Source organism: Streptomyces iakyrus (genome assembly GCF_000717055.1).
In the GTDB taxonomy this organism is placed as follows: domain Bacteria; phylum Actinomycetota; class Actinomycetes; order Streptomycetales; family Streptomycetaceae; genus Streptomyces; species Streptomyces iakyrus.
In genome coordinates this window covers 222,155-248,313 of sequence record NZ_JNXI01000003.1, presented here as the reverse complement: position 1 = coordinate 248,313, position 26,159 = coordinate 222,155, and the positions used below count along the sequence as shown (strand labels likewise).

General features: G+C 71.6%; 25 protein-coding genes. 18 read left to right on the top strand and 7 right to left on the bottom strand.

What is annotated here, in order from left to right:
- Nucleotides 1-131 precede the first annotated feature (131 nt).
- Complete coding sequence (locus OO68_RS06130; protein WP_033307497.1) at nt 132-2,084, top strand: serine/threonine-protein kinase; 1,953 nt, start codon at nt 132-134, stop codon at nt 2,082-2,084.
- Here the strand turns inward: OO68_RS06130 and OO68_RS06125 are convergent.
- Together OO68_RS06125 and OO68_RS06120 are read right to left on the bottom strand one after the other, a co-directional pair.
- A complete protein-coding gene (locus OO68_RS06125) occupies nt 2,030-2,845 on the bottom strand; it encodes a hypothetical protein (RefSeq protein ID WP_033307103.1) in 816 nt (271 codons plus the stop codon). The two genes, OO68_RS06130 and OO68_RS06125, sit on opposite strands and share 55 nt — an antisense overlap.
- Nucleotides 2,846-2,852: 7 nt before the next feature.
- Complete coding sequence (locus OO68_RS06120) at nt 2,853-3,917, bottom strand: LacI family DNA-binding transcriptional regulator (protein ID WP_051814493.1); 1,065 nt, start codon at nt 3,915-3,917, stop codon at nt 2,853-2,855.
- Nucleotides 3,918-4,112: 195 nt separating this feature from the next.
- Between OO68_RS06120 and OO68_RS06115 the strand changes: the two genes are divergently transcribed.
- From OO68_RS06115 to OO68_RS06060, 12 genes are all read left to right on the top strand, one after another.
- The gene (locus tag OO68_RS06115) at nt 4,113-5,066 is read left to right on the top strand and encodes an ROK family protein (protein WP_033307102.1); all 954 of its coding nucleotides are present in this window, start codon (nt 4,113-4,115) and stop codon (nt 5,064-5,066) included.
- A 156-nt stretch (nt 5,067-5,222) separates the two neighbouring features.
- The gene (locus tag OO68_RS06110) at nt 5,223-5,666 is read left to right on the top strand and encodes a helix-turn-helix transcriptional regulator (protein ID WP_033307101.1); all 444 of its coding nucleotides are present in this window, start codon (nt 5,223-5,225) and stop codon (nt 5,664-5,666) included.
- 10 nt (nt 5,667-5,676) lie between these two features.
- A complete protein-coding gene (locus tag OO68_RS06105; protein WP_033307495.1) occupies nt 5,677-6,093 on the top strand; it encodes a VOC family protein in 417 nt (138 codons plus the stop codon).
- 102 nt (nt 6,094-6,195) lie between these two features.
- Complete coding sequence (locus OO68_RS06100) at nt 6,196-8,598, top strand: ATP-binding cassette domain-containing protein (RefSeq protein WP_033307100.1); 2,403 nt, start codon at nt 6,196-6,198, stop codon at nt 8,596-8,598.
- 149 nt (nt 8,599-8,747) lie between these two features.
- Nucleotides 8,748-8,972 carry a hypothetical protein gene (locus OO68_RS06095; RefSeq protein ID WP_033307099.1) on the top strand — a complete coding sequence of 75 codons (225 nt, stop codon included), beginning with the start codon at nt 8,748-8,750 and terminating at the stop codon, nt 8,970-8,972.
- A gap of 65 nt (nt 8,973-9,037) precedes the next feature.
- The gene (locus OO68_RS06090) at nt 9,038-9,280 is read left to right on the top strand and encodes a hypothetical protein (protein WP_033307098.1); all 243 of its coding nucleotides are present in this window, start codon (nt 9,038-9,040) and stop codon (nt 9,278-9,280) included.
- Between the two features lie 150 nt (nt 9,281-9,430).
- Entirely contained in the window at nt 9,431-10,474 is a 1,044-nt protein-coding gene (locus OO68_RS06085; protein ID WP_033307097.1) for an NUDIX hydrolase, read from the top strand.
- 306 nt (nt 10,475-10,780) lie between these two features.
- The gene (locus OO68_RS06080; protein WP_033307096.1) at nt 10,781-11,812 is read left to right on the top strand and encodes an ABC transporter permease; all 1,032 of its coding nucleotides are present in this window, start codon (nt 10,781-10,783) and stop codon (nt 11,810-11,812) included.
- A gap of 79 nt (nt 11,813-11,891) precedes the next feature.
- A complete protein-coding gene (locus OO68_RS06075) occupies nt 11,892-13,568 on the top strand; it encodes an ABC transporter substrate-binding protein (protein ID WP_033307095.1) in 1,677 nt (558 codons plus the stop codon).
- Nucleotides 13,569-13,642: 74 nt separating this feature from the next.
- Nucleotides 13,643-14,635, top strand: coding sequence for an ABC transporter permease (locus OO68_RS06070; protein WP_033307094.1), 993 nt, complete (start codon nt 13,643-13,645; stop codon nt 14,633-14,635).
- A gap of 26 nt (nt 14,636-14,661) precedes the next feature.
- A complete protein-coding gene (locus OO68_RS06065) occupies nt 14,662-15,762 on the top strand; it encodes an ABC transporter ATP-binding protein (protein WP_033307093.1) in 1,101 nt (366 codons plus the stop codon).
- A gap of 26 nt (nt 15,763-15,788) precedes the next feature.
- Nucleotides 15,789-16,886 (top strand): ABC transporter ATP-binding protein, encoded by a 1,098-nt coding sequence (locus OO68_RS06060; RefSeq protein ID WP_033307092.1) that lies wholly within the window; start codon nt 15,789-15,791, stop codon nt 16,884-16,886.
- A gap of 102 nt (nt 16,887-16,988) precedes the next feature.
- Here the strand turns inward: OO68_RS06060 and OO68_RS06055 are convergent, their stop codons facing one another.
- A complete protein-coding gene (locus tag OO68_RS06055; protein ID WP_033307091.1) occupies nt 16,989-18,344 on the bottom strand; it encodes a dipeptidase in 1,356 nt (451 codons plus the stop codon).
- Nucleotides 18,345-18,534: 190 nt separating this feature from the next.
- On the opposite strand from OO68_RS06055, the gene OO68_RS06050 reads away from it, so the two are divergent.
- Nucleotides 18,535-19,776 (top strand): geranylgeranyl reductase family protein, encoded by a 1,242-nt coding sequence (locus OO68_RS06050; RefSeq protein WP_033307090.1) that lies wholly within the window; start codon nt 18,535-18,537, stop codon nt 19,774-19,776.
- Here OO68_RS06050 and OO68_RS06045 read toward each other — a convergent pair.
- On the bottom strand, nt 19,760-20,209 hold the full coding sequence (locus OO68_RS06045; protein ID WP_033307089.1) for a nitroreductase family deazaflavin-dependent oxidoreductase: 450 nt from the start codon (nt 20,207-20,209) through the stop codon (nt 19,760-19,762). The genes OO68_RS06050 and OO68_RS06045 overlap by 17 nt on opposite strands.
- Before the next feature lie 170 nt (nt 20,210-20,379).
- On the opposite strand from OO68_RS06045, the gene OO68_RS06040 reads away from it, so the two are divergent.
- From OO68_RS06040 to OO68_RS06030, 3 genes are all read left to right on the top strand, one after another.
- Complete coding sequence (locus OO68_RS06040; RefSeq protein ID WP_033307088.1) at nt 20,380-21,072, top strand: TetR/AcrR family transcriptional regulator; 693 nt, start codon at nt 20,380-20,382, stop codon at nt 21,070-21,072.
- 99 nt (nt 21,073-21,171) lie between these two features.
- Nucleotides 21,172-22,416 carry a sensor histidine kinase gene (locus tag OO68_RS06035; protein WP_106974277.1) on the top strand — a complete coding sequence of 415 codons (1,245 nt, stop codon included), beginning with the start codon at nt 21,172-21,174 and terminating at the stop codon, nt 22,414-22,416.
- Entirely contained in the window at nt 22,413-23,078 is a 666-nt protein-coding gene (locus tag OO68_RS06030; RefSeq protein WP_033307086.1) for a response regulator, read from the top strand. The genes OO68_RS06035 and OO68_RS06030 overlap by 4 nt, the downstream gene beginning before the upstream one ends.
- Here the strand turns inward: OO68_RS06030 and OO68_RS06025 are convergent.
- Together OO68_RS06025 and OO68_RS06020 are read right to left on the bottom strand one after the other, a co-directional pair.
- Nucleotides 23,039-23,323 (bottom strand): DUF6332 family protein, encoded by a 285-nt coding sequence (locus OO68_RS06025; RefSeq protein ID WP_033307085.1) that lies wholly within the window; start codon nt 23,321-23,323, stop codon nt 23,039-23,041. The two genes, OO68_RS06030 and OO68_RS06025, sit on opposite strands and share 40 nt — an antisense overlap.
- Nucleotides 23,324-23,403: 80 nt before the next feature.
- The gene (locus tag OO68_RS06020; protein ID WP_033307084.1) at nt 23,404-24,897 is read right to left on the bottom strand and encodes an MFS transporter; all 1,494 of its coding nucleotides are present in this window, start codon (nt 24,895-24,897) and stop codon (nt 23,404-23,406) included.
- A gap of 86 nt (nt 24,898-24,983) precedes the next feature.
- Here OO68_RS06020 and OO68_RS06015 point away from each other — a divergent pair, with 86 nt between their 5' ends.
- The gene (locus OO68_RS06015) at nt 24,984-25,376 is read left to right on the top strand and encodes a MarR family winged helix-turn-helix transcriptional regulator (RefSeq protein WP_031103771.1); all 393 of its coding nucleotides are present in this window, start codon (nt 24,984-24,986) and stop codon (nt 25,374-25,376) included.
- A gap of 36 nt (nt 25,377-25,412) precedes the next feature.
- On the opposite strand, the gene OO68_RS06010 is transcribed toward OO68_RS06015, so the two are convergent.
- Complete coding sequence (locus OO68_RS06010) at nt 25,413-26,141, bottom strand: maleylpyruvate isomerase family mycothiol-dependent enzyme (protein WP_033307083.1); 729 nt, start codon at nt 26,139-26,141, stop codon at nt 25,413-25,415.
- Nucleotides 26,142-26,159 lie beyond the last annotated feature (18 nt).

The following is a 26,159-nucleotide window of genomic DNA, read 5'->3' as shown; positions in this document are numbered from 1 at the left end:
GCGCGTACCGGCCCTGTCACAGCCGTCACCGGCCGGCCGTCGCCGCCACCGCCGCCCCGTAGTCTGTACGCCTGCACTGGCGGTGCCGGCCGTCGGCGCATCCGGGCGGGGTCACAGGGAACGGGGCAGTGGTGTCAACGGGGGAGCACGGGCAGGCGGACGGAGCCGGACGGCTGCTGGCCGGCCGCTATCGCGTCACGGCGGCGCTGGGGCGCGGCGGCATGGGCGTCGTCTGGAAGGCCGTCGACGAGGTCCTCGGCCGTGAGGTCGCGGTCAAGGAACTGCGCACCTACACCGACGCGGCCGGTCCCGAACTGGCGGATCTCCAGGTGCGGATGCGGCGCGAGGCGCGCGCGGCGGCCCGGGTACGCCATCCCGGCGTCATCTCCGTGCACGACATCGCCCAGGTCGACGGCCGCCCGATCATCGTCATGGAACTGGTCGACGGGCCGTCCCTGGACGACGTCCTGCGCGAGCGCGGCCCACTGGACCCGAGCGAGGCCGCCGGCATCGGCGCCAAGGTCATGGACGCCCTGGCCGCCGCCCACCGCGCCGGCGTCCTGCACCGGGACGTGAAGCCGGCCAACATCCTGCTCGACCGCTCGGGCCGGGTCGTCCTTACCGACTTCGGCATCGCCACGATGGACGACCCGGGGGACGGCTCGGCCACGCACCTCACGCGCAGCGGCGAACTCGTCGGCTCCCTCGACTACCTCGCCCCCGAGCGCGCGCAGGGCGCCGACCCCGGTCCCGCCTCCGACATCTGGGCCCTGGGCGCCACGCTGTACGCGGCCGTCGAGGGCTCCTCGCCCTTCCGCCGCACCTCCACGTTCTCCACGCTCACCGCGATCGTCACCGAGCCGCTGCCGGAGCCCCGCCGCGCCGGCTCCCTCGCGCCCGTCCTCCAGCGGCTGATGGACAAGCGCCCCGAGTCCCGCCCGGAGGCCGACCAGGCCCGCGAACTGCTCCAGGCGGTCGCGGACACGGGCGGCACGGACACGCCGACCTCTTCCCTGCGGGGCCCCGCAGCCCCGTTCCCGCGCGCCGAGACGGAGCGCAGCGTCCCATCGGTACCGCCCGGGTTCGGGCCTCCGCAGCACCGCTCCGACTCCGGTACGGCAGCCGCGTTCGGAGCCGCGGGGGCGGTCGGCGCAGAGGGAGCCGCGGCGGCCGGCGGCCCGGGGCCCACCGGCTCTGGCGGCCCGGAGCCCACTGGCCCTGGCGGTTCGGAGCCCATCGGCCCTGGCGGCCCGGAGCCCACTGGCCCCGGCCACGCGACGCCGCAAGCCCACCCGACACCGCAAGGCACCGGCCCGCAGGGCACGGGCGCCGCGCCCCAGGGCTTCGGTCCGGTCGATCCCGGCACCACCACCCCCGCTGCCTCCGCCGCCACCGCCCCGGTGAACGCCGGCCGCTCCGCGCCCCGGCGCAAGGCGCGCGTGCTGCTCGCCGCCGCGGCCGTCACCGTCGTGCTCGCCGCCGCCGGGACCACGGTCGCGCTTCTCGGCGACTCAGGCGATTCAGGCGACTCCGGCGGCAAGGGCACCGCTGCACGGTCCGGTACCGCCGGTGTCGGCGCCGGGCCCTCCGATCCGGGTGGCGCGGACGACGGCTCGAACGCCCCGAGGTCCACGCCTCAGGGCGACGACAAGGGCACGGACCCGTCCGCGAAGCCCGGCGACGAGAAGGACCCCGAGCCCACCGGCCGGGCGACCACCGCCGCCCCCGCCAAGCCCACCGGCGGCGCCACCGGCGGAGAGGCGCGGGACGGCGCAGCCTCCGACGGCCCGACCGCCCCGGCCCCGGTCTGTCACCCCATCGGCGGCGGCAAGTACAACTGCACGGTCTGGAAGACCGCGGACTCCTACACCGCCTCCGGCACCAAGGTCGGCATCCTGAAAGCGGGCACCAACTACTTCTACTGCCAGCAGAACCTGGGCCGCCGTGAGACCTCCGGGGAGTGGACCAACGTCTGGTGGGCGAAGACCGACGACGACAGCGGCAACACGAACGTCTGGTTCAGCGACGTCTACATCAAGGGCGGTGACAACGACGCGCCGGTCCCCGGGCTCCCGCTCTGCTGAGCCCGGCCCGAGGCAGCCACGTACCGTTCGAGACCGGAGGCCGTCACCAGCTTCTCCTCGATGAACAGCCGCGTGCCCCGCTCGCACAGCCGCCGGTCCCCGCGGGCCCGCGCGCAGAACTCCTCGGGCACGACACCGAACAGCTCCCGCAGCCGGGGCAGCCCGACGAGCAGTTCCGTCAGCAGCTCCCGCTCACCCGGGTGCGTGCGCGGCGTGCCCGTGCCGTCGTGGAGGACACCGTGCCGGTTGACGTAGGCGTACGCCCCGGGCAGTCGCGTGCCATCGGCGAGGTTGATCAGGATGTCGGGCGACGGCAGCCAGGCCCGGTCGAAGTTGCCGCCCGGTACCGGCGCGCCCTCGCTCGCGTCGATCACCGCGAGCTGCTCGGCGTCGAGCCACAGCACGAACAGCTCCCGCACGGTGTCCGGGGCTCCGACCGGCGAGGCCGACACGTACCCCATGCGGCTCACGTGCGCCGAGACGCCGGCGTCGACGCCCGTCACCCGGGCCTTGACCATCGGCAGCGGCGACTCGATCCCGTACTCCGTCATCTTGTGCCGGAGCTGCCCCGGGCAGCCGTTGGATCCGATGGCGATGACCGGCGTGCGGTCCTCGTACACCAGCCGCTCCAGCGGCAGGAAGCGGTCCCCGACGAGGATCCCGGATTCCGCCGGCCACGCGCCCGGATACAGCAGTGGGTGCTCGCGGGGCGCCTCGTGCAGGCCCAGGGCCCGTAGCGTGCGATCGGTAACGTCGTCCATCGGCCGCTCAGTCCGCCGGGGGGATCTCGCCCGAGCCGCGGGTGATCAGCCGCGTCGGCAGCTCGATGCGCTCGGGGGTGACCAGGGTGCCGTCCAGCTGCCGGAAGAGACGTTCCGCCGCGGTGCGGCCGATGTCTGCCGCGTCCTGGGCGACGACCGTGACACCCGGCTGGAGCAGGTCGGCGAGCTCGATGTCGTCGAAGCCGACCAGGGCGACACGGCGGGCCTGCTCGGCGAGCACCCGGATCACCGTGACCGTCACCCGGTTGTTGCCGGCGAAGATCGCCGTCACCGGGTCCGGGCCGGTCAGCATCTCCTCGGCCGCCCTTCGCACCCGCTCGGGGCCGGTGACGCCGAGGGACATCCAGGAGCCCGCCACCGGTATGCCCGCGTCCTCCATCGCGGCCCGGTAGCCGCGCAGCCGCTCGGCGGCGGTGTGGATGCGGGGCATGTCGCCGATGAAGCCGATCCGGCGGTGTCCGTGCGCGATGAGGTGGGCGACGCCGCCCCGGGCGCCGCCGTAGTTGTCCGACAGGACGACGTCGGCGTCGATGTGCCCGGCCGGCCGGTCCACGAACACCGTGGCGACGCCCGCCTTGAGCTCGGGCTCCAGGTACCGGTGGTCGTCCCCGGCCGGGATCACCACAAGACCGTCCACCCGCCGCGCGCACAGGGCCAGCACCAGCTCCTGCTCGCGCTCGGGGTCCTCCGCGCTGGAGCCGTTGATCAGCAGGGCGCCGTGCGCGCGGGCCACCTCCTCGACCGACCGGCTCAGCGGTCCGTAGAACGGGTCCGCGAGGTCCTCCAGGACCAGGCCGATGCTCGCCGTGCGGCCCTTGCGCAGCACGCGCGCGCTGTCGTTGCGGCGGAAACCGAGGGCGTCGATCGCCTCCTGGACCCGCCGCTCCGTCTCCGGAGTGACCCCCGGTTCCCCGTTCACGACGCGGGAGACCGTCTTGAGGCCTACTCCGGCGCGGGCCGCTACGTCCTTCATGGTCGGCCGGGTGCCGTAGCGCGCTGCGGATCGGAGGGGGGTAGGGGCCACGGTGTCCAGTCCTGTCCTGTCGTCCACGGGGGTGCGTCGATCCTGGGTTTGTATGAGGATGTGGCGTCGAGCATAGAGCCTGGACAACGTTGTCAGGCTCGGGGGAGACTGTCCACCGCAATCTCCGGCCCCGCGCACCCTCGCGGGACCGGCCCGCTGCTTGCCCTGCTTGATGGCTGTTCTCGGCGTTTTTCTCATGCCCGACGGGGAGATCCGACTCTGATGCACACCGACCTCGTGGCCGCGCTCGACATCGGCGGCACCAAGATCGCCGGAGCTCTGGTGGACGGCCGTGGCCGGATCCTGGTCCGCGCACAGCGGCCGACGCCCGCCCGGGAGGACGGCGACACCGTGATGCGGGCCGTGGAGGAGGTGCTCGGCGAGCTCACCGCGTCGCCGCTGTGGGGGAGTGCCACGGCGGTGGGGATCGGCAGCGCCGGACCCGTGGACGCCTCCGCGGGCACGGTGAGCCCGGTGAACGTCCCCGGCTGGCGCGACTACCCGCTCGTCGCCCGGGTGCGGGCCGCCGCCGGGAACCTGCCCGTCGAGCTGATCGGCGACGGTGTGGCGATCACGGCGGCCGAGCACTGGCAGGGCGCCGCCCGCGGTCACGACAACGCGCTGTGCATGGTCGTCTCCACGGGCGTCGGCGGCGGTCTCGTGCTCGGAGGGCGGCTGCACCCCGGGCCCACCGGCAACGCGGGACACATCGGTCACATCAGCGTCGACCTCGACGGCGATCTGTGCCCGTGCGGCTCGCACGGCTGCGTGGAGCGCATAGCGAGCGGCCCCAACATCGCCCGGCGCGCCCTGGAGAACGGCTGGCGGCCGGGCCCCGACGGGGACGCGTCGGCCGCCGCTGTGGCCGCCGCCGCCCGCTCCGGTGACCCGGTCGCCGTCGCCTCCTTCGAGCGGGCCGCCCAGGCCCTGGCCGCCGGGATCGCGGCCACCGCGACGCTCGTGGAGATCGACATCGCCGTGATCGGCGGAGGAGTGGGCAAGGCGGGCGACGTCCTCTTCGGCCCCCTGCGCAAGGCGCTGAGCGCCTACGCGACGCTGTCCTTCGTCCGGCACCTGACGGTGGCACCGGCGCAGATGGGCACCGACGCCGGGCTGGTGGGTGCGGCGGCGGCAGCACTGGCGAAGCGGACGGACGCGGCGGCGGCAGGGGTGTGAGGTCAGAGCCGGCGGAGCAGGCAGGAACGTTCAGCCTGTGGTGGCGCGAGGCGGGCCGGTGCGGGAGTCGACGGTGACTCCGGGTGATACGGACCAGTACGTTCCGGATCGCCGGAAATCAACCGCACGTGCGTGCGGTGTGGCACGATCGCGCTTGTGAGCAGCAGACCCGCCTCGGCCCAGCACCTGCGTGACCTCGCCCGGCTGCGCCGTGTCAAGGACCGCATCGACCGGGAGTACGCGAAGCCTCTGGACGTCGAGGCGCTCGCCCGGGGTGTGCACATGTCGGCGGGGCACCTGAGCCGCGCGTTCCGGCAGGCGTACGGGGAGTCGCCCTACAGCTACCTCATGACGCGGCGCATCGAACGCGCCATGGCGCTGCTGCGCCGGGGCGACCTGAGCGTCACCGAGGTGTGCTTCGAGGTCGGCTGCGCATCACTGGGCACCTTCAGCACCCGCTTCACCGAGCTGGTCGGCATGCCGCCCAGTGCCTACCGGCGCGAGGCGGCGCGCGCGACGGCCGGCATCCCGTCGTGCGTGGCGAAGCAGGTGACCAGACCGATCAGGAATCGAGAAGCGCCCGCCGCGAGCCGAAACTAGCGTGATGGCCATGGACCTCCACATTCACGCCAGCTTCCTTCCGCACGACGACCCGGACGCCGCCCTGGCGTTCTACCGCGACACCCTCGGCTTCGAAGTCAGGAACGACGTCGGATACGAGGGCATGCGCTGGATCACGGTCGGCCCCGTCGGCCAGCCCGGCACGAACATCGTGCTGCACCCGCCGGCCGCCGACCCCGGCATCACCGACGACGAACGCCGCACCATCACGGAGATGATGGCCAAGGGCACCTACGCCAGCATCGTTCTGGCCACCACCGACGTCGACGGCACCTTCGAGCGGGTGCAGGCGGGCGATGCCGAGGTGGTCCAGGAGCCGGTGGACCAGCCCTACGGCGTCCGCGACTGCGCCTTCCGCGACCCCGCGGGCAACATGGTCCGCATCCAGCAGCTCAAGGCGCCGTAGCAGCCCATGCACCGCACCTCCCCCCGCGCCGCGCCCCCGGGAGCCGCGCGGGGGGCCGAGACCGCCCGAACGCGGCAGCGCCGCCCGGCAGATGGAGACACCATGAGCAAGGCCAAGACGACGGACACACAGTCGCCCGGGCCGCACGTTGCCGACAGCCATGACGTGATCCGCGTGCACGGCGCGCGCGAGAACAACCTCAGGGACGTCAGCATCGAGATCCCCAAGCGCCGGCTCACGGTCTTCACCGGAGTCTCCGGCTCGGGCAAGAGCTCGTTGGTGTTCGACACGATCGCGGCGGAGTCGCAGCGGCTCATCAACGAGACCTACAGCGCCTTCCTGCAAGGATTCATGCCGAACCTGGCCCGGCCCGAGGTCGACGTACTGGACGGGCTGACGACCGCGATCGCCGTCGACCAGCAGCGCATGGGTTCCGACCCCCGCTCCACCGTCGGCACCGCCACCGACGCCAACGCCATGCTGCGGATCCTCTTCAGCCGGCTCGGCACGCCCCACATCGGCCCGCCCGGCGCCTTCTCCTTCAACACCGCCTCGGTATCGGCGAGCGGCGGGTTCACGGTGGACCGCGGTGCCGACAAGACCAGGACCGAGAAGGTGTCCTTCAGTCGCACCGGCGGCATGTGCACGCACTGCGAGGGCCGGGGCACGGTCTCCGACATCGACCTCACCCAGCTCTACGACGACTCCAAGTCGCTCTCCGAGGACCCGTTCACGATCCCCACCTACACCGGGGGCGGCTGGGTGGTGCGGGTCATCGCCGAGTCGGGCTTCTTCGACAAGGACAAGCCGATCCGGAACTACACCAAGAAGGAGCGGCACGACTTCCTGTACCGCGAGCCGGTCAAGGTGAAGATCAACGGCGTCAACCTCACCTATGAGGGGCTGATCCCGAAGATCCAGAAGACCTTCCTCTCCAAGGACCGCGAGTCGATGCAGCCGCACATCCGGGCCTTCGTGGACCGGGCGGTCACCTTCACCCGCTGCCCCGAGTGCGACGGCACCCGGCTGAGCGAGCTCGCCCGCTCCTCGAAGATCGGCAAGGTCAGCATCGCCGACGCCTGCGCGATGGAGATCCGTGACCTGGCGGAGTGGGTCCGGGGGCTGGACGAGCCGTCGGTGGCGCCGCTGCTGGCCAAGCTCCAGCACACCCTGGACTCGTTCGTGGAGATCGGCCTCGGCTACCTCTCGCTCGACCGGGCCTCGGGCACGCTCTCCGGCGGGGAGGCGCAGCGCACCAAGATGATCCGTCACCTCGGCTCCTCGCTCACCGACGTCACCTACGTCTTCGACGAGCCGTCCATCGGCCTGCACCCGCATGACATCCAGCGGATGAACAACCTGCTCCTGCGCCTGCGCGACAAGGGCAACACCGTGCTGGTGGTGGAGCACAAGCCGGAGACGATCGCCATCGCCGACCACGTCGTGGACCTCGGCCCCGGCGCCGGCCGGGCGGGCGGCACCGTCTGCTTCGAGGGAACCCTGGAGGGGCTGCGCGGCAGCGACACCGTCACCGGACGCCACCTCGACGACCGGGCCAAGATCAAGGCGACGGTCCGCAGGCCCACCGGCGTGCTGGAGGTCCGGGGGGCCTCGGCGAACAACCTGCACGACGTCGACGTCGACATCCCGCTCGGCGTCCTCACCGTCGTGACCGGCGTGGCCGGCTCCGGCAAGAGCTCGCTCGTGCACGGCTCCATGGCCCGGCAGGCCGGGGCCGAGGGCGTGGTGGCGATCGACCAGACCCCGATCCGCGGCTCCCGGCGCAGCAACCCGGCGACGTACACCGGGCTCGCCGACCCGATCCGCAAGGCCTTCGCCAAGGCCAACGGAGTGAAGCCGGCGCTGTTCAGCGCCAACTCCGAGGGTGCCTGCCCCACCTGCAACGGCGCCGGTGTCATCTACACCGACCTGGCGATCATGCAGAGCGTCGCCACGCCCTGCGAGGAGTGCGAGGGCAAGCGGTTCGAGGCGTCGGTGCTGGAGTACCGCCTCGGCGGCCGGGACATCAGCGAGGTGCTGGCGATGCCGGTGACCGAGGCCGAGGAGTTCTTCGGCGGCGGAGAGGCCCGCACCCCCGCCGCGCACCGGATCCTGGAGCGGCTCGCGGACGTCGGGCTCGGCTACCTCACCCTCGGGCAGCCGCTCACCACGCTGTCCGGCGGCGAGCGGCAGCGGCTCAAGCTGGCCACGCACATGGGGGAGAAGGGCGGCGTGTACGTCCTCGACGAGCCGACCACCGGCCTGCATCTGGCGGACGTCGAGCAGCTGCTCGGCCTGCTCGACCGGCTCGTCGACTCCGGCAAGTCGGTCATCGTGATCGAGCACCACCAGGCGGTCATGGCGCACGCCGACTGGATCATCGACCTCGGCCCCGGCGCGGGGCACGACGGCGGCCGGATCGTCTTCGAGGGCACCCCGGCCGACCTCGTCGAGGCCCGCTCCACTCTGACCGGGGAGCATCTGGCGGCCTACGTGGGCGCCTGACGAAGGTCATCGCGACGGTGAAGCGGGTGCTCCCCTGCCCGCCTCACGGCCCCCATCCGCCTCGGCGTCGTCTTCCGGCCGACGCGGCGGGCGGGCTGAACGGCCCAGCCCGGCGAGCGGCCGGCGCACTCCCCGCGCACCCTGGTGCCATGGCGTCCGTGAAACCCGTCGTGGTCTACCCGCCCGCCGCGGACGGCGGCCGTCGGGTCCGTGTGGACGACCAGTTCCTCGGCATCGCGTACGGGTTGCTGGACGTCGCCGAGTTCCTGCGACGGGCCGGCATCGAGGACGCGGACGAGGAGTACGCGGCCGCGTCCGGGCTGATCGAATGGCGCGGCGGCGGGTCCGGCACCTGGGGCACCGACCCCGTGTGAAGCCGGCGCGTCCCCCGAACGGCCCAGTGGCGTGACCCCGGAGCCCGTCCAGCAGTTGAGTCGGCATGAAGAAGCGCAGCATGCTCGCCATCGCCTCCCTGGCCACCGGCTTCGCCGTCGCGGCGATCACCCCGTCGCACGCCATCGGAGAGAAGCTCCCCGCGATCAACGTGGACGAGACCCTCAAGACGCTCGACCAGACCGTCGCAGGGGACGGCCTGTCGGTGCACGGGAAGGATGGCGTCCAGAAGAAGAAGGGCGTCCAGAAGAAGGGCGCTCAGAAGAAGGCCGCCCCGAAGAAGGGCTGACGAGCCGCCCCGGCTTCGGCCCACGGCGTCGGCGCTCCCCGCGTGAGGGGGGGCGTCGGCGCCGTCGTCATGTGCGCCCTCAACTGCGGCTGGTTTCCGTGGCAGGGTGGAGCGGGCAAGCCTCAGGGGGCCAACAGAAGAGGGGGACCTGTGACCGTCGTCTGGATCAACGGCGCGTTCGGTGCGGGGAAGACCACCACCGCACGGGAACTGATCGAACTGATCCCGAACAGCACGCTCTTCGACCCGGAGGTCGTCGGCGGCGCGCTCGCCCACCTGCTGCCACCCAAACACCTCGCCGAGGCCGGCGACTTCCAGGACCTGCCGATCTGGCGACGGCTGGTGATCGACACGGCGGCCGCGATGCTCGCCGAGCTCGGCGGGACCCTCGTGGTCCCCATGACCCTGCTGCGCCAGGAGTACCGCGACGAGATCTTCGGCGGCCTGGCCGCGCGCAGGATTCCGGTCAGCCACATCCTGCTCGCTCCGGCTGAAACGATACTGCGGGAGCGGATAGCGGGCCGTGAGATCCCGCGGGACCTGCCCGACGGTGACCTGCGAATACGCCAGTGGTCCTACGACCACATCGAGCCGTACCGGGCCGCGCTCGCCTCCTGGCTCATCGGCGACGCCCACCCGGTCGACACCAGCGACCTCACGCCGTACGAGACGGCGGTCCGGATCGCCGAGGCCGTCACCAGCGGTGCCGTGCCCGTCTGCGACATCGTGCAGACGCCCGAGCCCACCGCCGAGACCGTCGCCGCCGGAGTGCTCCTCTTCGACGAGCAGGACCGGGTGCTGCTCGTCGACCCCACGTACAAGGCCGGCTGGGAGTTTCCCGGTGGCGTCGTCGAACCCGGTGAGGCGCCCGCACGCGCCGGGATGCGCGAGGTCGCCGAGGAGACCGGCCTCAGCCTCGACGAGGTGCCGGGCCTGCTCGTCGTCGACTGGGAGCGCCCCGCGCCCCCGGGCTACGGCGGTCTGCGGCTCCTCTTCGACGGCGGCCTCCTCGATTCCGCCGAGGCGGGGCGGCTGCTGCTGCCCGGCCCGGAGCTGCGCGCCTGGCGTTTCGTCACCGAGGAGGAGGCCGCGGAGCTGCTGCCCCCGGTGCGCTACGAGCGGCTGCGCTGGGCCCTGAGGGCACGCGAACGCGGAGCGGCGCTCTACCTGGAGGCCGGGGTGCCGGTCGGCTGACGCCCGGCCCGCCGCCCCCGTCCTTTACCCGGCACGGGGGATTCCGAGGGAAAAGCAAAAGGAAACAACGCAGGAGTCACGGCCAATCACTGCCCAAGGAATCTCCCGCAAACATTCACGCGACGGGTAATCACATTCCCCGCTCTCGTCAACACTTTTCCATGACCGCAAACAATCCCTTTTCTCGCCCCTGCGCGGCTTGACCGGGCTCGCACGCCGTTGCGAAAGTCCGCAGAGTCTCACGGCGGAAACAACGACCGCCACCCAATTTCCTTGCCTCAGGGGCAGATCCGGGATGTCCGTACGATGACCACGCAACACCAGCCGGTCGACACCGGCGGCGGCACCACACTGCTGACCGAGCCGTCGACGCAGGACTCCAGACCCGGCGGCACGGTTGTCGCCGGCCGCTCACCGGCCCGGATGGCCTGGCGGCGGATCAGGCGGGACAAGGTCACCACGGCCGCCCTGGTGGCCACCCTCCTGTTCATCGCGATCGCGCTCCTCGCGCCCGTGCTCACCGCACTGACCGGCTGGGGGCCGATCACCCCCGACAACAAGGCGATCAATCCGGACACGGGCAACTTCCCTTACGGATCGCTGGGCGGCGTCAGCGCCCAGCATCTGCTCGGCGTCGAACCGGGCACCGGCTACGACCTGTTCGCCCGTATCGTCTACGGCCTGCGCACCTCCCTCTACGTGGGATTCGCCTCGGCCGTGCTGTCCACCGCGGTCGGCGTCGTCGCCGGGCTCGCCGCCGGATACTTCGGCGGCTGGGTCGACTCCCTGCTCTCGCGGATCATGGACGTGATGCTGGCGTTCCCGCAGCTGCTGTTCATCATCGCGCTCACCCCGGTGATCCAGAACGCGCTGCAGACCAACAGCCACGGCGGCACCGACGAGAACCTCCGGCTGCTCGTCCTGGTCCTCAACATCGCCGTCTTCGCCTGGGCGTACACCGCCCGTCTGGTGCGCGGGCAGGTACTGTCCCTGCGCGAGCGGGAGTTCGTCGACGCGGCGCGGCTGATGAGCGCCGGCCGCCGGCACATCCTCTTCCGGCAGCTGCTGCCCAACCTGTGGGCGCCGATCCTCATCTCCTTCGCGCTCGCCGTCCCGCAGAACATCACCACCGAGGCGGCCCTGTCCTACCTGGGCGTCGGCGTCATCCCGCCCAACCCCGACTGGGGCGCCCTGTTGTCGGACGCCTCGCAGTTCTTCCTTCAGGACCCGATGTACCTCTTCGTGCCCGGCGTCCTGCTCTTCCTCCTGGTCCTGGCGCTCAACCTCCTGGGGGACGGCGTCCGGGACGCTCTGGACCCCCGCGCCCGGCGCGGCTGACCCGAGCCACCCCCCGAATATCGGCCAGGCGGCCCCACGAACGGCCGTCGAGCCCGTAGCAAGAAACGGAGTTTCCTCAATGACGCGCAGCACGCGCAGATCGCGCACGGTCGCTCTCACGGCCTCAGCCGTGATGATCGCCCTGGGGGCCACCGCATGCGGAGGGTCCTCCGGCAGCAGCGCCGGCGGCGCCCCCGGCAAGGGCGGCACGCTGACCATCCTCGACAAGGCGGACTTCGACCATCTCGACCCCCAGCGCGTCTACACGACCGAGGGTCAGAGCATGGACCAGGAGATCGTCCGCACCCTCACCGGCTGGGACGAGACGGGAGCGACCCCCAAGCTGGTCGGCGACCTCGCCACCGACACCGGAACGCCGTCCAAGGGCGCCACCGTCTGGACCTTCCACCTCCGGCACGGTGTCAAATACCAGGACGGCACCGAGGTCACCGCACAGGACGTCAAGTACGGCGTCGAGCGGTTCTTCTCGCCCGACATCAACGGCGGCCCGCCCTACGCGTCCCAGTGGCTCGTCGGCGGCGCCGACTACAAGGGCCCCTACAAGGGCAAGCAACTGGACTCCATCCAGACGCCGGACAAGTACACCGTCGTCTTCCACCTGAACCAGCCGGTGGCCGACTTCAACGAGACCACCACGATGCCCGGCTGGTCGGCGGTGCCCAAGGCCCATGACACCGGCTCGACCTACGACACCCATGTGTGGGCCGACGGCCCGTACATGATCAAGTCGTACACCAAGAACAAGGAACTGGTCCTCGCCAGGAACACCCACTGGTCGCAGTCGACCGACCCGATCCGGCAGCAGAACGTCGACGGGATGGACGTCCGGTTCGGCCAGGACGAGTCGGCCATCGACCAGCAGATCAAGGCCGACGCGGGCACCGCACAGACATCGATCCAGCAGTGGCCGATCGCGGGCTCGGACCTGGCCCAGCTGGCCAACGACTCCTCGCTGAAGAGCCGTTACTACAAAATCCCCGCCCCTGGCATCAACTACCTGGCCATCAACACCACCCGCGTCAAGAACCTGAAGGTCCGTCAGGCGATCGAGTACGCCGTCGACAAGACCACGGTCCGCGGCGCCTTCGGCGGCTCCGCCTACGGCGACTACGCCACCACCATGCTGAGCCCCGGCATTGGCGGCTACAAGAAGTTCAACCTGTACAGCGCCAACCCGGCGGGCAACCTGGCCAAGGCCAAGGAGCTGATGAAGCAGGCGGGCAACCCGAAGCCGACCATGTCGATCGCGGTGGAGAACACCCCCACCGAGGAGCACTTCGCCGACGCCGTGAAAACCGCGCTGGAGCGCATCGGCATCAAGGTGAACATCACCCCGATCGACGCGTCGAGCTACTTCAGCACCATCAACAACACGAAGAACCAGTACGACCTGACCTGGGGCGACTGGATCGCCGACTGGCCGAACGCCTCCACAGTGCTGCCCACCCTCTTCGACGGCCGGCTGATCAAGAAGAACCCACAGGCCAACCAGGACCTGTCCTACCTGAACGACCCGAAGGTCAACGCGCTGATCGACAAGGCCGCCAAGACGGCCGACGTCAAGCAGCGCAACGCCACCTACGGCCAGATGGACCAGCAGATCCTGAAGGACGCCGCCGTGGTCCCGCTGATGTACATGAACTTCAGCGAAATGTCCGGCTCCAAGGTCGGCGGGGTCATCCCCGACACGATCGTGGCCGAGCCGAGCCTGGTCCACGTCTACATCAAGAAGTGACGTACCTCCTCTAGACCCCGCCGGCGGCCCCGGCCGCCGGCGGGTATCCCACTCACGTCAGGTCCCGGCACCCCATGTTTCGTTACCTCATCAGACGCCTGCTGGCAGCGGCCCTGATCATGCTGGTGATCACCACGATCACCTTCTTCATCTTCTTCGCGCTGCCGTCCGACCCCGCACTCCTGGCCTGCGGAAAGACCTGCTCGCCCTCGCGCCTGGCGGAGATCAAGCACTCGCTGGGCCTGGACCAGAGCTACCTGACCCAGTACTGGGAGTTCCTCAAGGGACTGTTCGTCGGCCGTGACTTCGGCGACCAGAGCGTGCGCATCCACTGCGGCGCGCCCTGTCTCGGCGTCTCCTTCCAGACCGACACCCCCGTCCTGACCACCCTGCTGTCGGACTTCCCGGCGGACCTCTCCCTCGGTCTCGGCGCGGCGGTGGCCTTCCTGGTCCTGGGCGTCGGCCTCGGCACCGTCGCGGCGGTGCGCCGGGGCAGGGCCGCCGACAAGGCGGCGGTGGGACTCGCCCTGTTCGGCGTGTCGGTGCAGATCTACTTCATCGGTCTGCTCCTGCTGTACCTCTTCGTCGACAAGTTCCAGGTCCTGCCGACGTCCGGCTACACCCCGATCACCGAGGACCCGGCCGGCTGGTTCAAGGGCCTGATCCTGCCGTGGATCACCCTCGTCATCGTCTACCTCGCGATGTACACCAGGCTCACCCGCTCCTCCATGCTGGAGGTCTTCGCCGAGGACTACATGCGCACCGCCCGCGCCAAGGGCCTGCCGGCGGCCACCGTCGTCCTCAAGCACGGCCTGCGAGCCGCCATCACCCCCATCATCACCATCTTCGGCATGGACGTCGGCTCCCTGATCGGCGGCTCCGCGGTCATCACCGAGTCGGTGTTCGGCATCAACGGCATCGGCAAGCTCGCGGTCGACTCCGTGCAGAATTCCGACCTGCCGGTCATCCTCGGCACCACGCTCTTCGCCGCGACGTTCGTCGTCCTCGCCAACGTCGTCGTCGACCTCGTGTACGGCCTCGTCGACCCCCGCGTGCGCCTCGCCTGAGCCCTTCTTCGTCCTTAGGAACACCCGTGTCCGTTCAGACCTCACCGCAGCCCGCGGATGTCGCACCCGCGCCCGCACCCTTCCTCGACGTGCGCGACCTGAAGGTGCATTTCCCGACCGAGGACGGCCTCGTCAAGTCCGTCGACGGCGTCTCCTTCACCCTGGAGAAGGGCAGGACCCTCGGCATCGTCGGCGAGTCCGGCTCCGGCAAGTCGGTGACCTCACTGGCCCTGCTCGGACTGCACAAGGGCACCCGCGCCCAGGTCAGCGGCGAGATCTGGCTGGAGGGCAGGGAACTCGTCGCCCTGCCCGAGGCCCGGATGCGTGCCCTGCGCGGCCGCTCGGTCTCCATGATCTTCCAGGATCCGCTGTCCGCGCTGCACCCCTTCTTCACCGTCGGCTCGCAGATCGCCGAGGCCTACCGGGTGCACCACAAAGTCTCCAAGAAGGAGGCCAGGGACCGCGCGGTGGAGATGCTGAAGCGGGTCGGCATCCCGCAGCCCGAGCGCCGGGTCAGGGACTACCCGCACCAGTTCTCCGGCGGCATGCGCCAGCGCGCCATGATCGCCATGTCGCTGGTGTGCGACCCGGAGCTGCTCATCGCCGACGAGCCCACCACCGCCCTGGACGTCACCGTCCAGGCGCAGATCCTGGACCTGATCCGCGACCTCCAGGAGGAGTTCGGCTCGGCCGTCGTCATCATCACGCACGACCTCGGCGTGGTCGCCGACGTCGCCGACGACATCCTGGTGATGTACGGCGGCCGCCGCATCGAGTACGGCACCACCCGCGACGTCCTCAAGGGCCCCCAGCACCCCTACACCTGGGGTCTGTTGCAGTCGATGCCGCACCTCGGCGGCGACGTCGGCGAACGGCTCAACCCGATCCCCGGCAGCCCGCCCAGCCTGATCAACCTGCCGGACGGCTGCGCCTTCCATCCCCGCTGCGCCTACAAGGGCTGGGTTCCTCAGGGCCGTTGCACGGCCGAGCGGCCCGAGCTGCGCCTCGTCTCCGGCAGCGAACGGCACCTCGCCGCGTGCCATCTCAGCGACGACGCCAAGCAGGAGATCCGCGGCGGGGACGGTCCGGACGACCGGGGCGCCGCAGCCGCACGGGCCGCGCAGTGACGGCGGCGGACGAAAGGGACCATGCCGTGAGCACCACCGAGCCCCGCACCGGGCAGAGCACCGACCGCCCCGCCGCCGAGCACACCGGCGAGAACCTGCTGGAGGTGCGCGGTCTGCAGAAGCACTTCCCCATCCGGCAGGGCATCATCTTCCAGCGCCAGATCGGGGCCGTCCGGGCCGTCGACGGCATCGACTTCTCGGTCGGGCCCGGTGAGTCGCTGGGCCTGGTCGGCGAGTCCGGCTGCGGCAAGTCGACCACGGGCCGGCTGATCACCCGGCTGCTCGAACCCACCGGCGGCTCCGTCGTGTTCGACGGCGAGGACATCACGCACCGGTCGCCCGGGCGGATGCAGGAGGCCCGGCGCAACCTCCAGATGATCTTCCAGGACCCGTACTCGTCGCTGAACCCCCGGCACACCGTCGGCACCATCATCGAGACGCCGATGCGGCTCAACGGCATCAACCCGCCCCAGGGGCACAAGAAGCGCGCCCAGGAACTGCTGGAGACGGTGGGTCTCAACCCCGAGCACTACAACCGCTATCCGAACGAGTTCTCCGGCGGCCAGCGCCAGCGCATCGGCATCGCCCGCGCCCTCGCCCTGCGGCCGAAGCTGATCGTGGCCGACGAGCCGGTGTCGGCGCTGGACGTCTCCATCCAGGCGCAGGTCGTCAACCTGCTCCAGGACCTCCAGCGGGAGTTCGGCATCGCCTTCGTCTTCATCGCCCACGACCTGGCCGTGGTACGGCACTTCTCCGAGCGGGTCGCCGTGATGTACCTCGGCAAGATCGTGGAGGTCGCCGAGCGGGAGTCGCTCTACACCCGGCCCCGGCACCCCTACACGCACGCGCTGCTGTCCGCCGTGCCCGAGGCCGACCCGGACGCCGTGGAGCGGCGCGAACGCATCCGGCTGGCCGGGGACGTGCCGTCCCCGATCGACCCGCCCTCCGGCTGCCGCTTCCGCACCCGCTGCTGGAAGGCACAGGACAAGTGCGCCACCGAGGAACCGCCTCTGGCCCGGGCGGAGGGCAGCCCCACGGGCCATCTCACCGCCTGCCACTTCCCCGAGGAGCCCACGGTCGCCGCGCGCGAGGAGGACATCGTCCTGGACCCGGCGCTCGGCTAGGACCTGTGCGCCCGATCATGCCGGCGGGGGTGCGAGAGGTGTCGAGCAGAAGGCCCCTTGGATCCGCCGAGGACGGGGGCCTTCTGCCGGAGTGGGGAGCGGTCAGCCGGCCGCGTAGTTGCGCAGGAACAGCGCCTCCGCCACCGACAGGCGCTCCAGCTCGTCGGGGGACACACTCTCGTTCACCGCGTGGATCTGCGCCTCCGGCTCGCTCAGCCCGATGAGCAGGATCTCCGCGCTCGGGTAGAGGGCGGCCAGCGTGTTGCACAGCGGGATCGAGCCGCCCTGCCCCGCGTACTGCATCTCCTGGCCCGGGTAGGCGACCGCCATCGCCGCCGCCATGGCCTGGTACGCCGGACTGCCGGTGTCGGCGCGGAACGCCTGGCCCTCACCGATCTGCTCGGTGCTCACCCGCGCACCCCACGGCGTGTGCGTCTCCAGGTGCGCCTGGAGCAGCTTGGTCGCCTCGCCCGCGTCCACCCCCGGCGGCACCCGCAGACTGATCAGCGCCCGGGCACTCGCCTGCACGGACGGGGTGGCACCGACGACCGGCGGGCAGTCGATGCCGATGACCGTGACGGCCGGGCGCGCCCAGATCCGGTCGGCGACCGTACCGGACCCGATCAGCTCCACACCGTCGAGCACCTTGGCGTCCTGCCGGAACTGCTCCTCCCCGTACTCCAGACCCTCCCAGGCAGCGCCGCCGGAGAGCCCCTCGACGGTCGTCGAACCGTCCTCGGCGCGCAGCGAGTCCAGGACCCGGATCAGCGCGGCCAGCGCGTCGGGTGCCGCGCCGCCGAACTGGCCGGAGTGCAGGTTGCCCGCGAGCGTGTCGATCCGTACGCGGACGAGCGTCATGCCGCGCAGGGTGGAGGTCACGGTCGGCAGACCGGCGCGGAAGTTGCCCGCGTCGCCGATGACGATCGTGTCCGCCGCGAGCAGCTCGGGGTGGGCCTCGGCGTAGCGCTCCAGACCGCCCGTGCCCATCTCCTCGGAGCCCTCGGCGATCACCTTGACGCCGACGGGGATCCCGCCGTTCGCCTTCAGCGCGCGCAGCGCCAGCAGGTGCATGATCAGGCCGCCCTTGCAGTCGGCGGCTCCGCGTCCGTACCAGCGCCCGTCCCGCTCGGTCAGCTCGAACGGCGGCGTCGTCCATGCGGCTTCGTCCAGCGGCGGCTGCACGTCGTAGTGGGCGTAGAGCAGGACGGTCTTCGCGCCGGCCGGGCCGGGCAGGTAGCCGTAGACCGACTGCGTGCCGTCGGGGGTGTCGAGCAGGGCCACGTCCTGGAAGCCCTCGGCGGTGAGCGCGTCCGCGACCCAGCGTGCGGCGCCCTCGCTCTCGCTCCTGGGGAACTGGTCGAAGTCCGCCACCGACCGGAAGGCCACCAGTTCGGTGAGCTCCTCCTTCGCCCTGGGCATCAGCGAGGCGACGGTCTCGGCGACCGGATTCGACGACATGGGCACGCTCCTCGTGGGTGCGACGTTGTACGGATGCGTACTTCTCGGTACGCGGTGATCGTGTGGTGTGGGCGCGGCCCCGTGTAAGGGCCACCCACGTCGCCGATCCTCCCACAGCGGCCTGCGGTGACCGCCGCCGTAGGATGCGGGAGACAGCGGCAGGCGGCTTGATCGGGAGCAGTAGACCATCGTGAGCAGCGAGAACTCTTCGGCGGACGACGTGCGGCAGGTGTGGGACGTCGTCGTGGTGGGCGCGGGACCCGCGGGCGCTTCGGCCGCCTATGCGGCGGCGGTGGCCGGCAGACGCGTGCTGCTGCTGGAGAAGGCCGAACTGCCGCGGTACAAGACGTGCGGCGGCGGCATCATCGGCCCCTCACGCGACGCCCTGCCGCCCGGCTTCGAGCTGCCGTTGCGCGACCGGGTGTACGCGGTGACGTTCTCCAACAACGGCCGGTTCACGCGCACGCGCCGCTCGAAGCAGATGCTGTTCGGGCTGATCAACCGGCCCGAGTTCGACCAGCAGCTGGTCGAGCACGCGCAGAAGGCGGGCGCCGAGCTGCGGACGGGCGTCACGGTCCAGCGGGTCGAGCAGCACGGCTCGGCGGTGCCGGACCGGCGCACGGTCGCCGTGGCCCTCCAGGGCGGCGAGGTCGTGCTCGCGCGGGCCGTCGTCGGGGCGGACGGCAGTGCCAGCCGCATAGGGGCGCACGTCGGGGTCAAGCTCGGTCAGGTGGATCTCGGCCTGGAGGCGGAGATCCCGGTGCCGGAGACCGTCGCCGAGGACTGGAAGGGCCGGGTGCTCATCGACTGGGGTCCCATGCCCGGCAGTTACGGCTGGGTCTTCCCCAAGGGCGACACCCTGACGGTCGGGGTGATCTCGGCCCGCGGCGAAGGCGCCGCGACCAAGCGCTACTTGGAGGAGTTCATCGGGCGGCTCGGCCTCGCCGGCTTCGAACCGAGCATCTCCTCCGGGCACCTGACCCGCTGCCGGGCCGACGACTCGCCGCTCTCGCGCGGGCGGGTGCTGGTGTGCGGCGACGCGGCGGGGCTGCTGGAGCCGTGGACCCGCGAGGGCATCTCCTTCGCGCTGCGCTCCGGCCGGCTCGCGGGGGAGTGGGCGGTGCGGATCGCCGAGGCGCACGACGCCGTGGACACGCGCCGGCAGGCTCTCAACTACGCGTTCGCCGTCAAGGCCGGGCTGGGGGTGGAGATGAGCGTCGGCAAGCGGCTGCTGACGGTGTTCGAGCGCCGACCCGGCCTGTTCCACGGGGCGCTGACAGGCTTCCGCCCGGCGTGGAAGGCGTTCAAGGAGATCACGCAGGGCTCGACGTCGCTGGGCGAGATCGTCCGCACGTATCCGATCGCCCAGCGGGCCCTGGCCGCGCTGGACCGCCGTCCCGCCGCGGGCGGCGAGGTCAGTTCGCCGGAGTGATCTCGAAAACCGGGTGGTCGGGGGCGATGCGACGCAGTTCGGCGTCGGGGGAGTCGGGGCCGACGCCGTTGAAGAAGACCCCGACCTCCGCCTTCCAGCGCTTGAGGTAGGCGCGCAGGACCGGGGCCTTGTCGTCGTCGCCCACCTCGGCCGCGGTGAAGGTGTCCACGCGCTTGCCGAGGTGCAGTTCGCCGCCGCCCGCGGCGCGCATGTTGTGCGTCCACTGCACATGGCCGCGGGGGGCGACCAGGTACTGCTTGCCGTCGAGGGTCAGCAGGTTGACCGGGGTGGTGCGCCACTGGCCGCTCTTGCGGCCGCGGACGGCGAGGACACGCGAGCCCCAGACGCTGATGCCGCGGCGGGTCATCCAGGCCACGACGCGGTTGAAGACGTTGACGGTGAACCAGCCGGGCTTCTGGACGTGCGTGGACATGGGGCCCCCTCGGGTGGCGGCGAAGCGGCGCTCTCTTCTGTGAGCACTGCTCTCGCTCTCTGACGTCAGTGTGCATGAGCCCGCCCTGCCCGCGCAAGAGCAGTGCTCTCTTTTGTGTTCACCGCTCCGTTCTGTGTGCAGTGCTCCGTTCTCATGGGAGACTGCCTGGCATGAGCACCGCACAGGGCGCCCGTGCCCGGGCCAGGATCGAAGTCACCGCGGCCATCAAGGACGAGGCCCGCAGACAGCTCGCGGCTCAGGGCGCCGCCCGGCTCTCCCTGCGGGCCGTCGCCCGTGAGCTCGGCATGGTCTCCTCCGCGCTGTACCGCTACTTCCCCAGCCGTGACGACCTGCTGACCGCTCTCATCATCGACGCCTACGACTCCCTCGGGGAGAGCGCCGAGGCGGCCCACGATGCGTCGGCCCCGCCCTTCGAGCGCTGGATCTCGGTCTGCGAGGCGGTGCGTGGCTGGGCGCTGGACCATCCGCACGAGTACGCGCTGATCTACGGATCGCCCGTCCCCGGCTACACGGCCCCCGACACCACCGTCCCGGCCGCCGCCCGCGTCGGCCTGCTGCTCATCGGCATCGCCCGCGACGCCCACCAGGGCCCGGCTCCCGGCCGGCCCGCGATGGCGGACGACCTCCGCCCGGAGGCCGAGCGCATGGCCGCCGACCTCGCTCCCGACCTCCCCCCGGAGGTCGTCACGGCCCTCGTCGCCGCCTGGGCCCAGCTGTACGGACTGGTCGGCTTCGAGCTGTTCGGCCAGTTCAACCGGGTCGTGGAGGACCGGGAGACGTTCTTCCGGCACGCGGTGGGACAACTCGCCCGGGGGGCCGGGCTGGCTTCCGGGCCCCGGTAGGCCACCGGGCGGTTCATCGCGCGTACTTCCCGGGGAGTACGCGTGATCACCTCGCCGGGGTGACGCGGCTGCGGCGGCGTGGCGTCTAGCGTGGCCGGTATGGACGAGCAGCGCGCGCGGAGCGGTCCGCCGCAGGGGTGGCGGCACGGACCCCCGCCGTGGGACCGGTGGGAACACCCCGCGACGCGCTGGCCCTGGCGCTCCACGGTCCTCGTGACCGTGTTCGTCCTGGTCGGTTCGGGCTTCGCCGCCCACGGACAGCAGGGTGAGCGGGCGGACCTGGATCTCTTCGCACGGGTGCTGCTGGTGGTGGCCGCGGGGCTGCTGCTGTGGCGCAAGCGGTATCCGGTGGCGGTGGTGTTCGGCACGGCGGCCGCCGTCATGGTCTATCTGGGGGCCGGGTATCCCTACGGGCCGGTGCTCTTGACCGTCGCCCTGGCCTGCTTCAGCGCCGTCGTCGCCGGGCACCGCCGGGCGGCCTGGGCCGCGATGGGCATGCTGTGGGCCGGGCACGTCCTGGTGGCGCACTGGCTCTTCCGGTGGCTGCCGCCGTCCGGCGACTCAGCCGTCTCCTGGGGCGAGGAGATCGTCGTCGCCACCTGGCTGGTGGCCATCGCGGCGGTGTCGGAACTGTTCCGCGTCCGGCGCGAGCAGTGGGTCCGCGAACGGGCCGGGCGTGCCGAGGCCGCGCGGCGCCGGGCCGACGAGGAGCGGCTGCGGATCGCGCGGGAGCTGCACGACGTCCTCGCCCACAGCATCTCCGTCATCAACGTGCAGGCCGGGGTCGGCCTCGCGCTCCTCGACACCGACCCCGAGCAGGCCCGCACGGCCCTCACCACCATCAAGGACCAGAGCAAGGAGGCGCTCGGCGAGGTGCGCCAGGTGCTCGACACGCTGCGCGCACCCGGTGACGCGCCGCGCGCCCCCGCGCCCGGGCTCGACCGGCTGCCCGAACTGGTGGAACAGGCCGCGGGTGCGGGCCTCACGGTCGACGTCGAGGGGAAGCCGCCGCGCCTCGCCCCCGGCACGGACCTCGCCGCCTTCCGGATCGTCCAGGAGGCCCTGACCAACGTCGTACGGCACTCGGGTTCGCGGCACGCGCGCGTGCACCTGATGCACGACGCGCGGGTGCTGCGGCTGCGCGTGGACGACGACGGGCCCGCGACCGGGGACGACGCGGGTGGCAGTGGCAACGGGCTCGCGGGGATGCGGGAGCGGGCCGCCGCCCTGGGTGGCACCATCGAGGCGGGCCCGCGCCCGGACGGCGGGTTCCGGGTGCTCGCGGTGCTGCCGCTCACGCCGTCCGCCCGCACCTCTCCCGGACCGACACAGGAGGACCGGTGATCCGCGTACTGCTCGCCGACGACCAGGCACTGGTACGGGCGGGGTTCCGGGCGCTGCTCGACGCGCAGCCCGACATCGAGGTGGCCGCGGAGGCCGCCGATGGTGCGGAGGCCGTGCGCCGCATCCGCGAACTGCGGCCCGACGTGGTCCTGATGGACATCCGCATGCCCGCCCTCGACGGCCTCGCCGCGACCCGGCAGGTGACCGGCGACCCCGGTCTGAAGGACGTCAGGGTCGTCATGCTCACCACCTTCGAGCTCGACGAGTACGTCTTCGAGGCGATCCGCTCCGGTGCCTCCGGCTTCCTGGTCAAGGACACCGAGCCGGACGAACTCCTGCGCGCCGTACGGGCGGTGGTCGCAGGCGATGCCCTGCTGTCGCCGGGCGTCACCCGGCGGCTGATCTCCGAGTTCGCCTCCCGCTCCAAGGAACCGGCGGCGGCCGGCGCCCTGGCCCGGCTCACCGAGCGGGAGCGGGAGGTGATGGCGCTGGTCGGGATCGGCCTGTCCAACGAGGAGATCGCCCGCCGCCTGGTCGTCAGCCCGCTCACCGCGAAGACCCACGTCAGCCGCACGATGGTGAAGCTCGGCGCCCGCGACCGGGCCCAACTGGTCGTGCTCGCCTACGAGTCGGGGCTGGTGCGGCCAGGCTGGCTGGGCTGACCGGCCTTCCGGAACCGGACCAGCACGCTGACGACCCGGACGGCGAAGAGCACCAGCGCGAGCACCAGACCGAAGCGCGGCAGCAGGCGCTCCGGCGTCTCCGGCAGGTCGAAGAGCAGCGCGGGCCCGGCCACGGCCCCGAACACCACCGCCGCCGCGAAGGCCGCGCTGCACAGCGCGTATCCGATCTCGACGGTGATCGCGTCCCGTTCGGCCTGTGTACGCCGTCCCCCGTTGCTGGTCATACGGCGAGTGAAACAGGGGTGCGCCCGGCGGGCAAGGCGGCCCGCCGGGCGCACGGTCGGAGGCGGTCCCCCGGGTTGCGCTAGTCGCGGACGGCGACGCGCTCCGCCTCCTTCGGGGTGGACTTGGCGACGACGACGGACGGTCCGGAGGACGGCCGGTCCCGGCGGGGCCGCAGGCCCGTGAGGGTGATCAGCAGGCCCGCGAAGGCGACGAGCGTCACGACCACCAGGCCGGGCCGGTAACTGTCCAGGACGGCCTGCGGAGAGGGGGTGCCGCCCTCGGGGGAGTTCGCGGTCACCACCGCCGTCACCACGGCGAGGAAGATCGCGCCACCGACCTGGACCGAGGTGTTGAGCAGCCCGGAGACCATGCCCTGCTCGTGCTCGTCCACACCGTTGGTGGCCTGGACGTTGAGGGACGGGAAGGTCAGTGCGAAGCCGGAGCCGACCAGCAGCATCGTCGGCAGGATCACCGCCGCGTAGACCGGGTCGAGGTCGATGCGCAGGAACAGCACGTACCCGGTGACCATCAGCGCGAAGCCCAGCACCATCAGCCGGGCCGTGCCGAAGCGGTCGATGACGGCTCCGACCTTCGTCGCCGACAGTGCCACCAGCGCGCCCGCCGGCAGGAAGGCAAGGGCCGTGTGCAGCGCGGACCAGCCGAGCAACTGCTGCATGTACAGCGTCACCAGGAACTGGAAGCCGATGTAGCTGCCGACGAACGTCAACGCGCCCAGCTGGGCCCGCACTTGCGGCCCCGAACGCAGCACGCCGAGCCGGATCAGCGGGCTGGGACTGCGCCGCTCGACGGCCACGAAGGCCGCCAGGAGAACGGCCACCGCGGCGAAGGACAGGACGGTGCGGGCCGAGCCCCAGCCCACCTCGGGCGCCTCGACGACGGTGAAGACGAGCAGCAGCATCGAGGCGGTGCCGAGGACGGCGCCGGGGACGTCGTAGCCGCCCCGGCCGCGCTCGCGCTCGGTGCGCGGCAGCAGCTTCATGCCGACGAACAGGGCGATCAGCGCGACGGGGGCGGGCAGGAGCATGGTGAGCCGCCAGCTGGCCTCCGTGAGCAGGCCGGAGAAGACCAGCCCCATCGAGTAGCCGGTGGCTCCGCAGGTGGTGTAGATGGCCAGGGCGCGGTTGCGCAGGGGGCCTTCGGGAAACGTCGTGGTGATGATCGACAGGCCGGCCGGGGCCGTGAAGGCCGCGCTCAGGCCCTTGATGAAGCGGCTGGCGATGAGCAGCGGACCGGAGTCGACGAGACCGCCGAGCAGCGAGGCGAGCGCGAAGACGCCGAGGGCCACCAGGAAGACCTGGCGCCGGCCCAGCAGGTCGGCGGCGCGGCCGCCGAGGAGCAGCAGTCCGCCGTAGCCCAGGATGTAGCCGCTGACGATCCATTGCAGCGCCGAGGTCGACAGGCCGAGGTCGGCACCGATGGACGGCAGGGCGACGCCGACCATGGACACGTCCAGCGCGTCCAGGAACATCGCGGCGCAGAGCACGAGCAGGGTGCCCCAGAGCCGTGGCGTCCAACGTCCTTCGGACGCCGGGGAGATGAGCGGAGAGGTCATGCCCCGGACACTACATGCGTATGCATGAGATGCAAATGCATTTAATTCAGGTGCAACAATCTCGGTTCTCTGTTACGGTGCGGCGCATGGCTCAGCAGGCCGAGCAGGCGCTCGTGGAACAGTGGCGGGACATTCTGGCGCTGCATGCGCGGACACAGTGCGAACTCGACCGTGCGCTGCACGGCCACGGCCTGTGCGCCAGCGACTTCGAGGTGCTCGACGTCCTCGCCGGGTGCCGCACGCCTAAGGGCACGCCGTCTTACCGCGTCCAGGAGATCTCCGAGCGGGTCCATCTGAGCCAGAGCGCGCTGTCGCGGCTGATCGCCCGGCTGGAGAAGGAGGGCCTTGTCGAGCGCGGCATGTGCTCCGAGGACCGGCGCGGCGTGAAGGTCTGCCTCACGGCGAAGGGGCGCGCGCTGCACGGCGAGGTGCTTCCCGTGCAGCGCGCGGTGCTGGCGCGGATGCTCACCGACGGCTGATCGGCCGCTGACGGCTGATCACCGGCCGGCGGCTGTTCAGATCGCCGACGCCTCCCGCCACAGCGCGGCCAGCGCCTGGTCGCCGGTGGCCTTCGGCAGCGGAGCCCGGTTCCACAGTGCCAGGTACAACTCCTCGGCCGGACCGGACAGTTCGCACTCGGCCTCGCCGGAGGCGTCCCGCGTCGTCACGGGCGGCTCCGGCGACAGCCGTACGGTCCACACCACGCCGGTGTCCTCCGTGCGGACCCGCAGGACGCGCGGCCCGGGGGTGCGCACCCGGCTCCTGGAGCGGGCGTGGAAGCCGCGCAGCAGTTCGTCGATGCCGTCGGTGGCGAACTCGGGGGTGACGCCGGTCGGGCTGCCCCCGCGCGCGGACTCGGCGTCGACCCGGTGCACGGCCGTCTCGTGCGCCTGCCGACGGGCCCAGAAGGCCAGCGGCGACGGCGCGGGCAGGAAGGCGAAGCACTCCACGTCGGGCGACGCACCGGCCAGCGTGCCGACCAGGTGCCGGTGGCTGTCGCGGTACCAGGACACGAGCTCCGCGCCGTCCAGGCCGGTGGGTTCGACCAGCGGACGGCGCTCGGTGAGCTGCTCCGCGACGAACGCGGCGGCCCAGCGGTGCACGGCGCCCGTATGCCGCAACAGATCGCGCACCTGCCACCCGGGGCACGTCGGCACCTTGGCGTCGGTCCCGGCCTCCTCGGCGGCCGCGGCCAGCAGCCGGCCTTCCGTCTCCAGTGCTCGAAGGAACTCGGCGGTCTCCATGGCGCCGAGTCTGCCGCA

Excerpts from the sequence above, each read along its gene's own strand:
- OO68_RS06125 (WP_033307103.1), bottom strand. The coding sequence starts at position 2,845 with ATGGACGACGTTACCGATCGCACGCTACGGGCCCTGGGCCTGCACGAG.
- OO68_RS06115 (WP_033307102.1), top strand. The coding sequence starts at position 4,113 with ATGCACACCGACCTCGTGGCCGCGCTCGACATCGGCGGCACCAAGATC.
- OO68_RS06105 (WP_033307495.1), top strand. The coding sequence starts at position 5,677 with ATGGACCTCCACATTCACGCCAGCTTCCTTCCGCACGACGACCCGGAC.
- OO68_RS06100 (WP_033307100.1), top strand. The coding sequence starts at position 6,196 with ATGAGCAAGGCCAAGACGACGGACACACAGTCGCCCGGGCCGCACGTT.
- OO68_RS06095 (WP_033307099.1), top strand. The coding sequence starts at position 8,748 with ATGGCGTCCGTGAAACCCGTCGTGGTCTACCCGCCCGCCGCGGACGGC.
- OO68_RS06090 (WP_033307098.1), top strand. The coding sequence starts at position 9,038 with ATGAAGAAGCGCAGCATGCTCGCCATCGCCTCCCTGGCCACCGGCTTC.
- OO68_RS06080 (WP_033307096.1), top strand. The coding sequence starts at position 10,781 with ATGACCACGCAACACCAGCCGGTCGACACCGGCGGCGGCACCACACTG.
- OO68_RS06075 (WP_033307095.1), top strand. The coding sequence starts at position 11,892 with ATGACGCGCAGCACGCGCAGATCGCGCACGGTCGCTCTCACGGCCTCA.
- OO68_RS06070 (WP_033307094.1), top strand. The coding sequence starts at position 13,643 with ATGTTTCGTTACCTCATCAGACGCCTGCTGGCAGCGGCCCTGATCATG.
- OO68_RS06055 (WP_033307091.1), bottom strand. The coding sequence starts at position 18,344 with ATGTCGTCGAATCCGGTCGCCGAGACCGTCGCCTCGCTGATGCCCAGG.
- OO68_RS06045 (WP_033307089.1), bottom strand. The coding sequence starts at position 20,209 with ATGTCCACGCACGTCCAGAAGCCCGGCTGGTTCACCGTCAACGTCTTC.
- OO68_RS06040 (WP_033307088.1), top strand. The coding sequence starts at position 20,380 with ATGAGCACCGCACAGGGCGCCCGTGCCCGGGCCAGGATCGAAGTCACC.
- OO68_RS06035 (WP_106974277.1), top strand. The coding sequence starts at position 21,172 with ATGGACGAGCAGCGCGCGCGGAGCGGTCCGCCGCAGGGGTGGCGGCAC.
- OO68_RS06025 (WP_033307085.1), bottom strand. The coding sequence starts at position 23,323 with ATGACCAGCAACGGGGGACGGCGTACACAGGCCGAACGGGACGCGATC.
- OO68_RS06020 (WP_033307084.1), bottom strand. The coding sequence starts at position 24,897 with ATGACCTCTCCGCTCATCTCCCCGGCGTCCGAAGGACGTTGGACGCCA.
- OO68_RS06015 (WP_031103771.1), top strand. The coding sequence starts at position 24,984 with ATGGCTCAGCAGGCCGAGCAGGCGCTCGTGGAACAGTGGCGGGACATT.
- OO68_RS06010 (WP_033307083.1), bottom strand. The coding sequence starts at position 26,141 with ATGGAGACCGCCGAGTTCCTTCGAGCACTGGAGACGGAAGGCCGGCTG.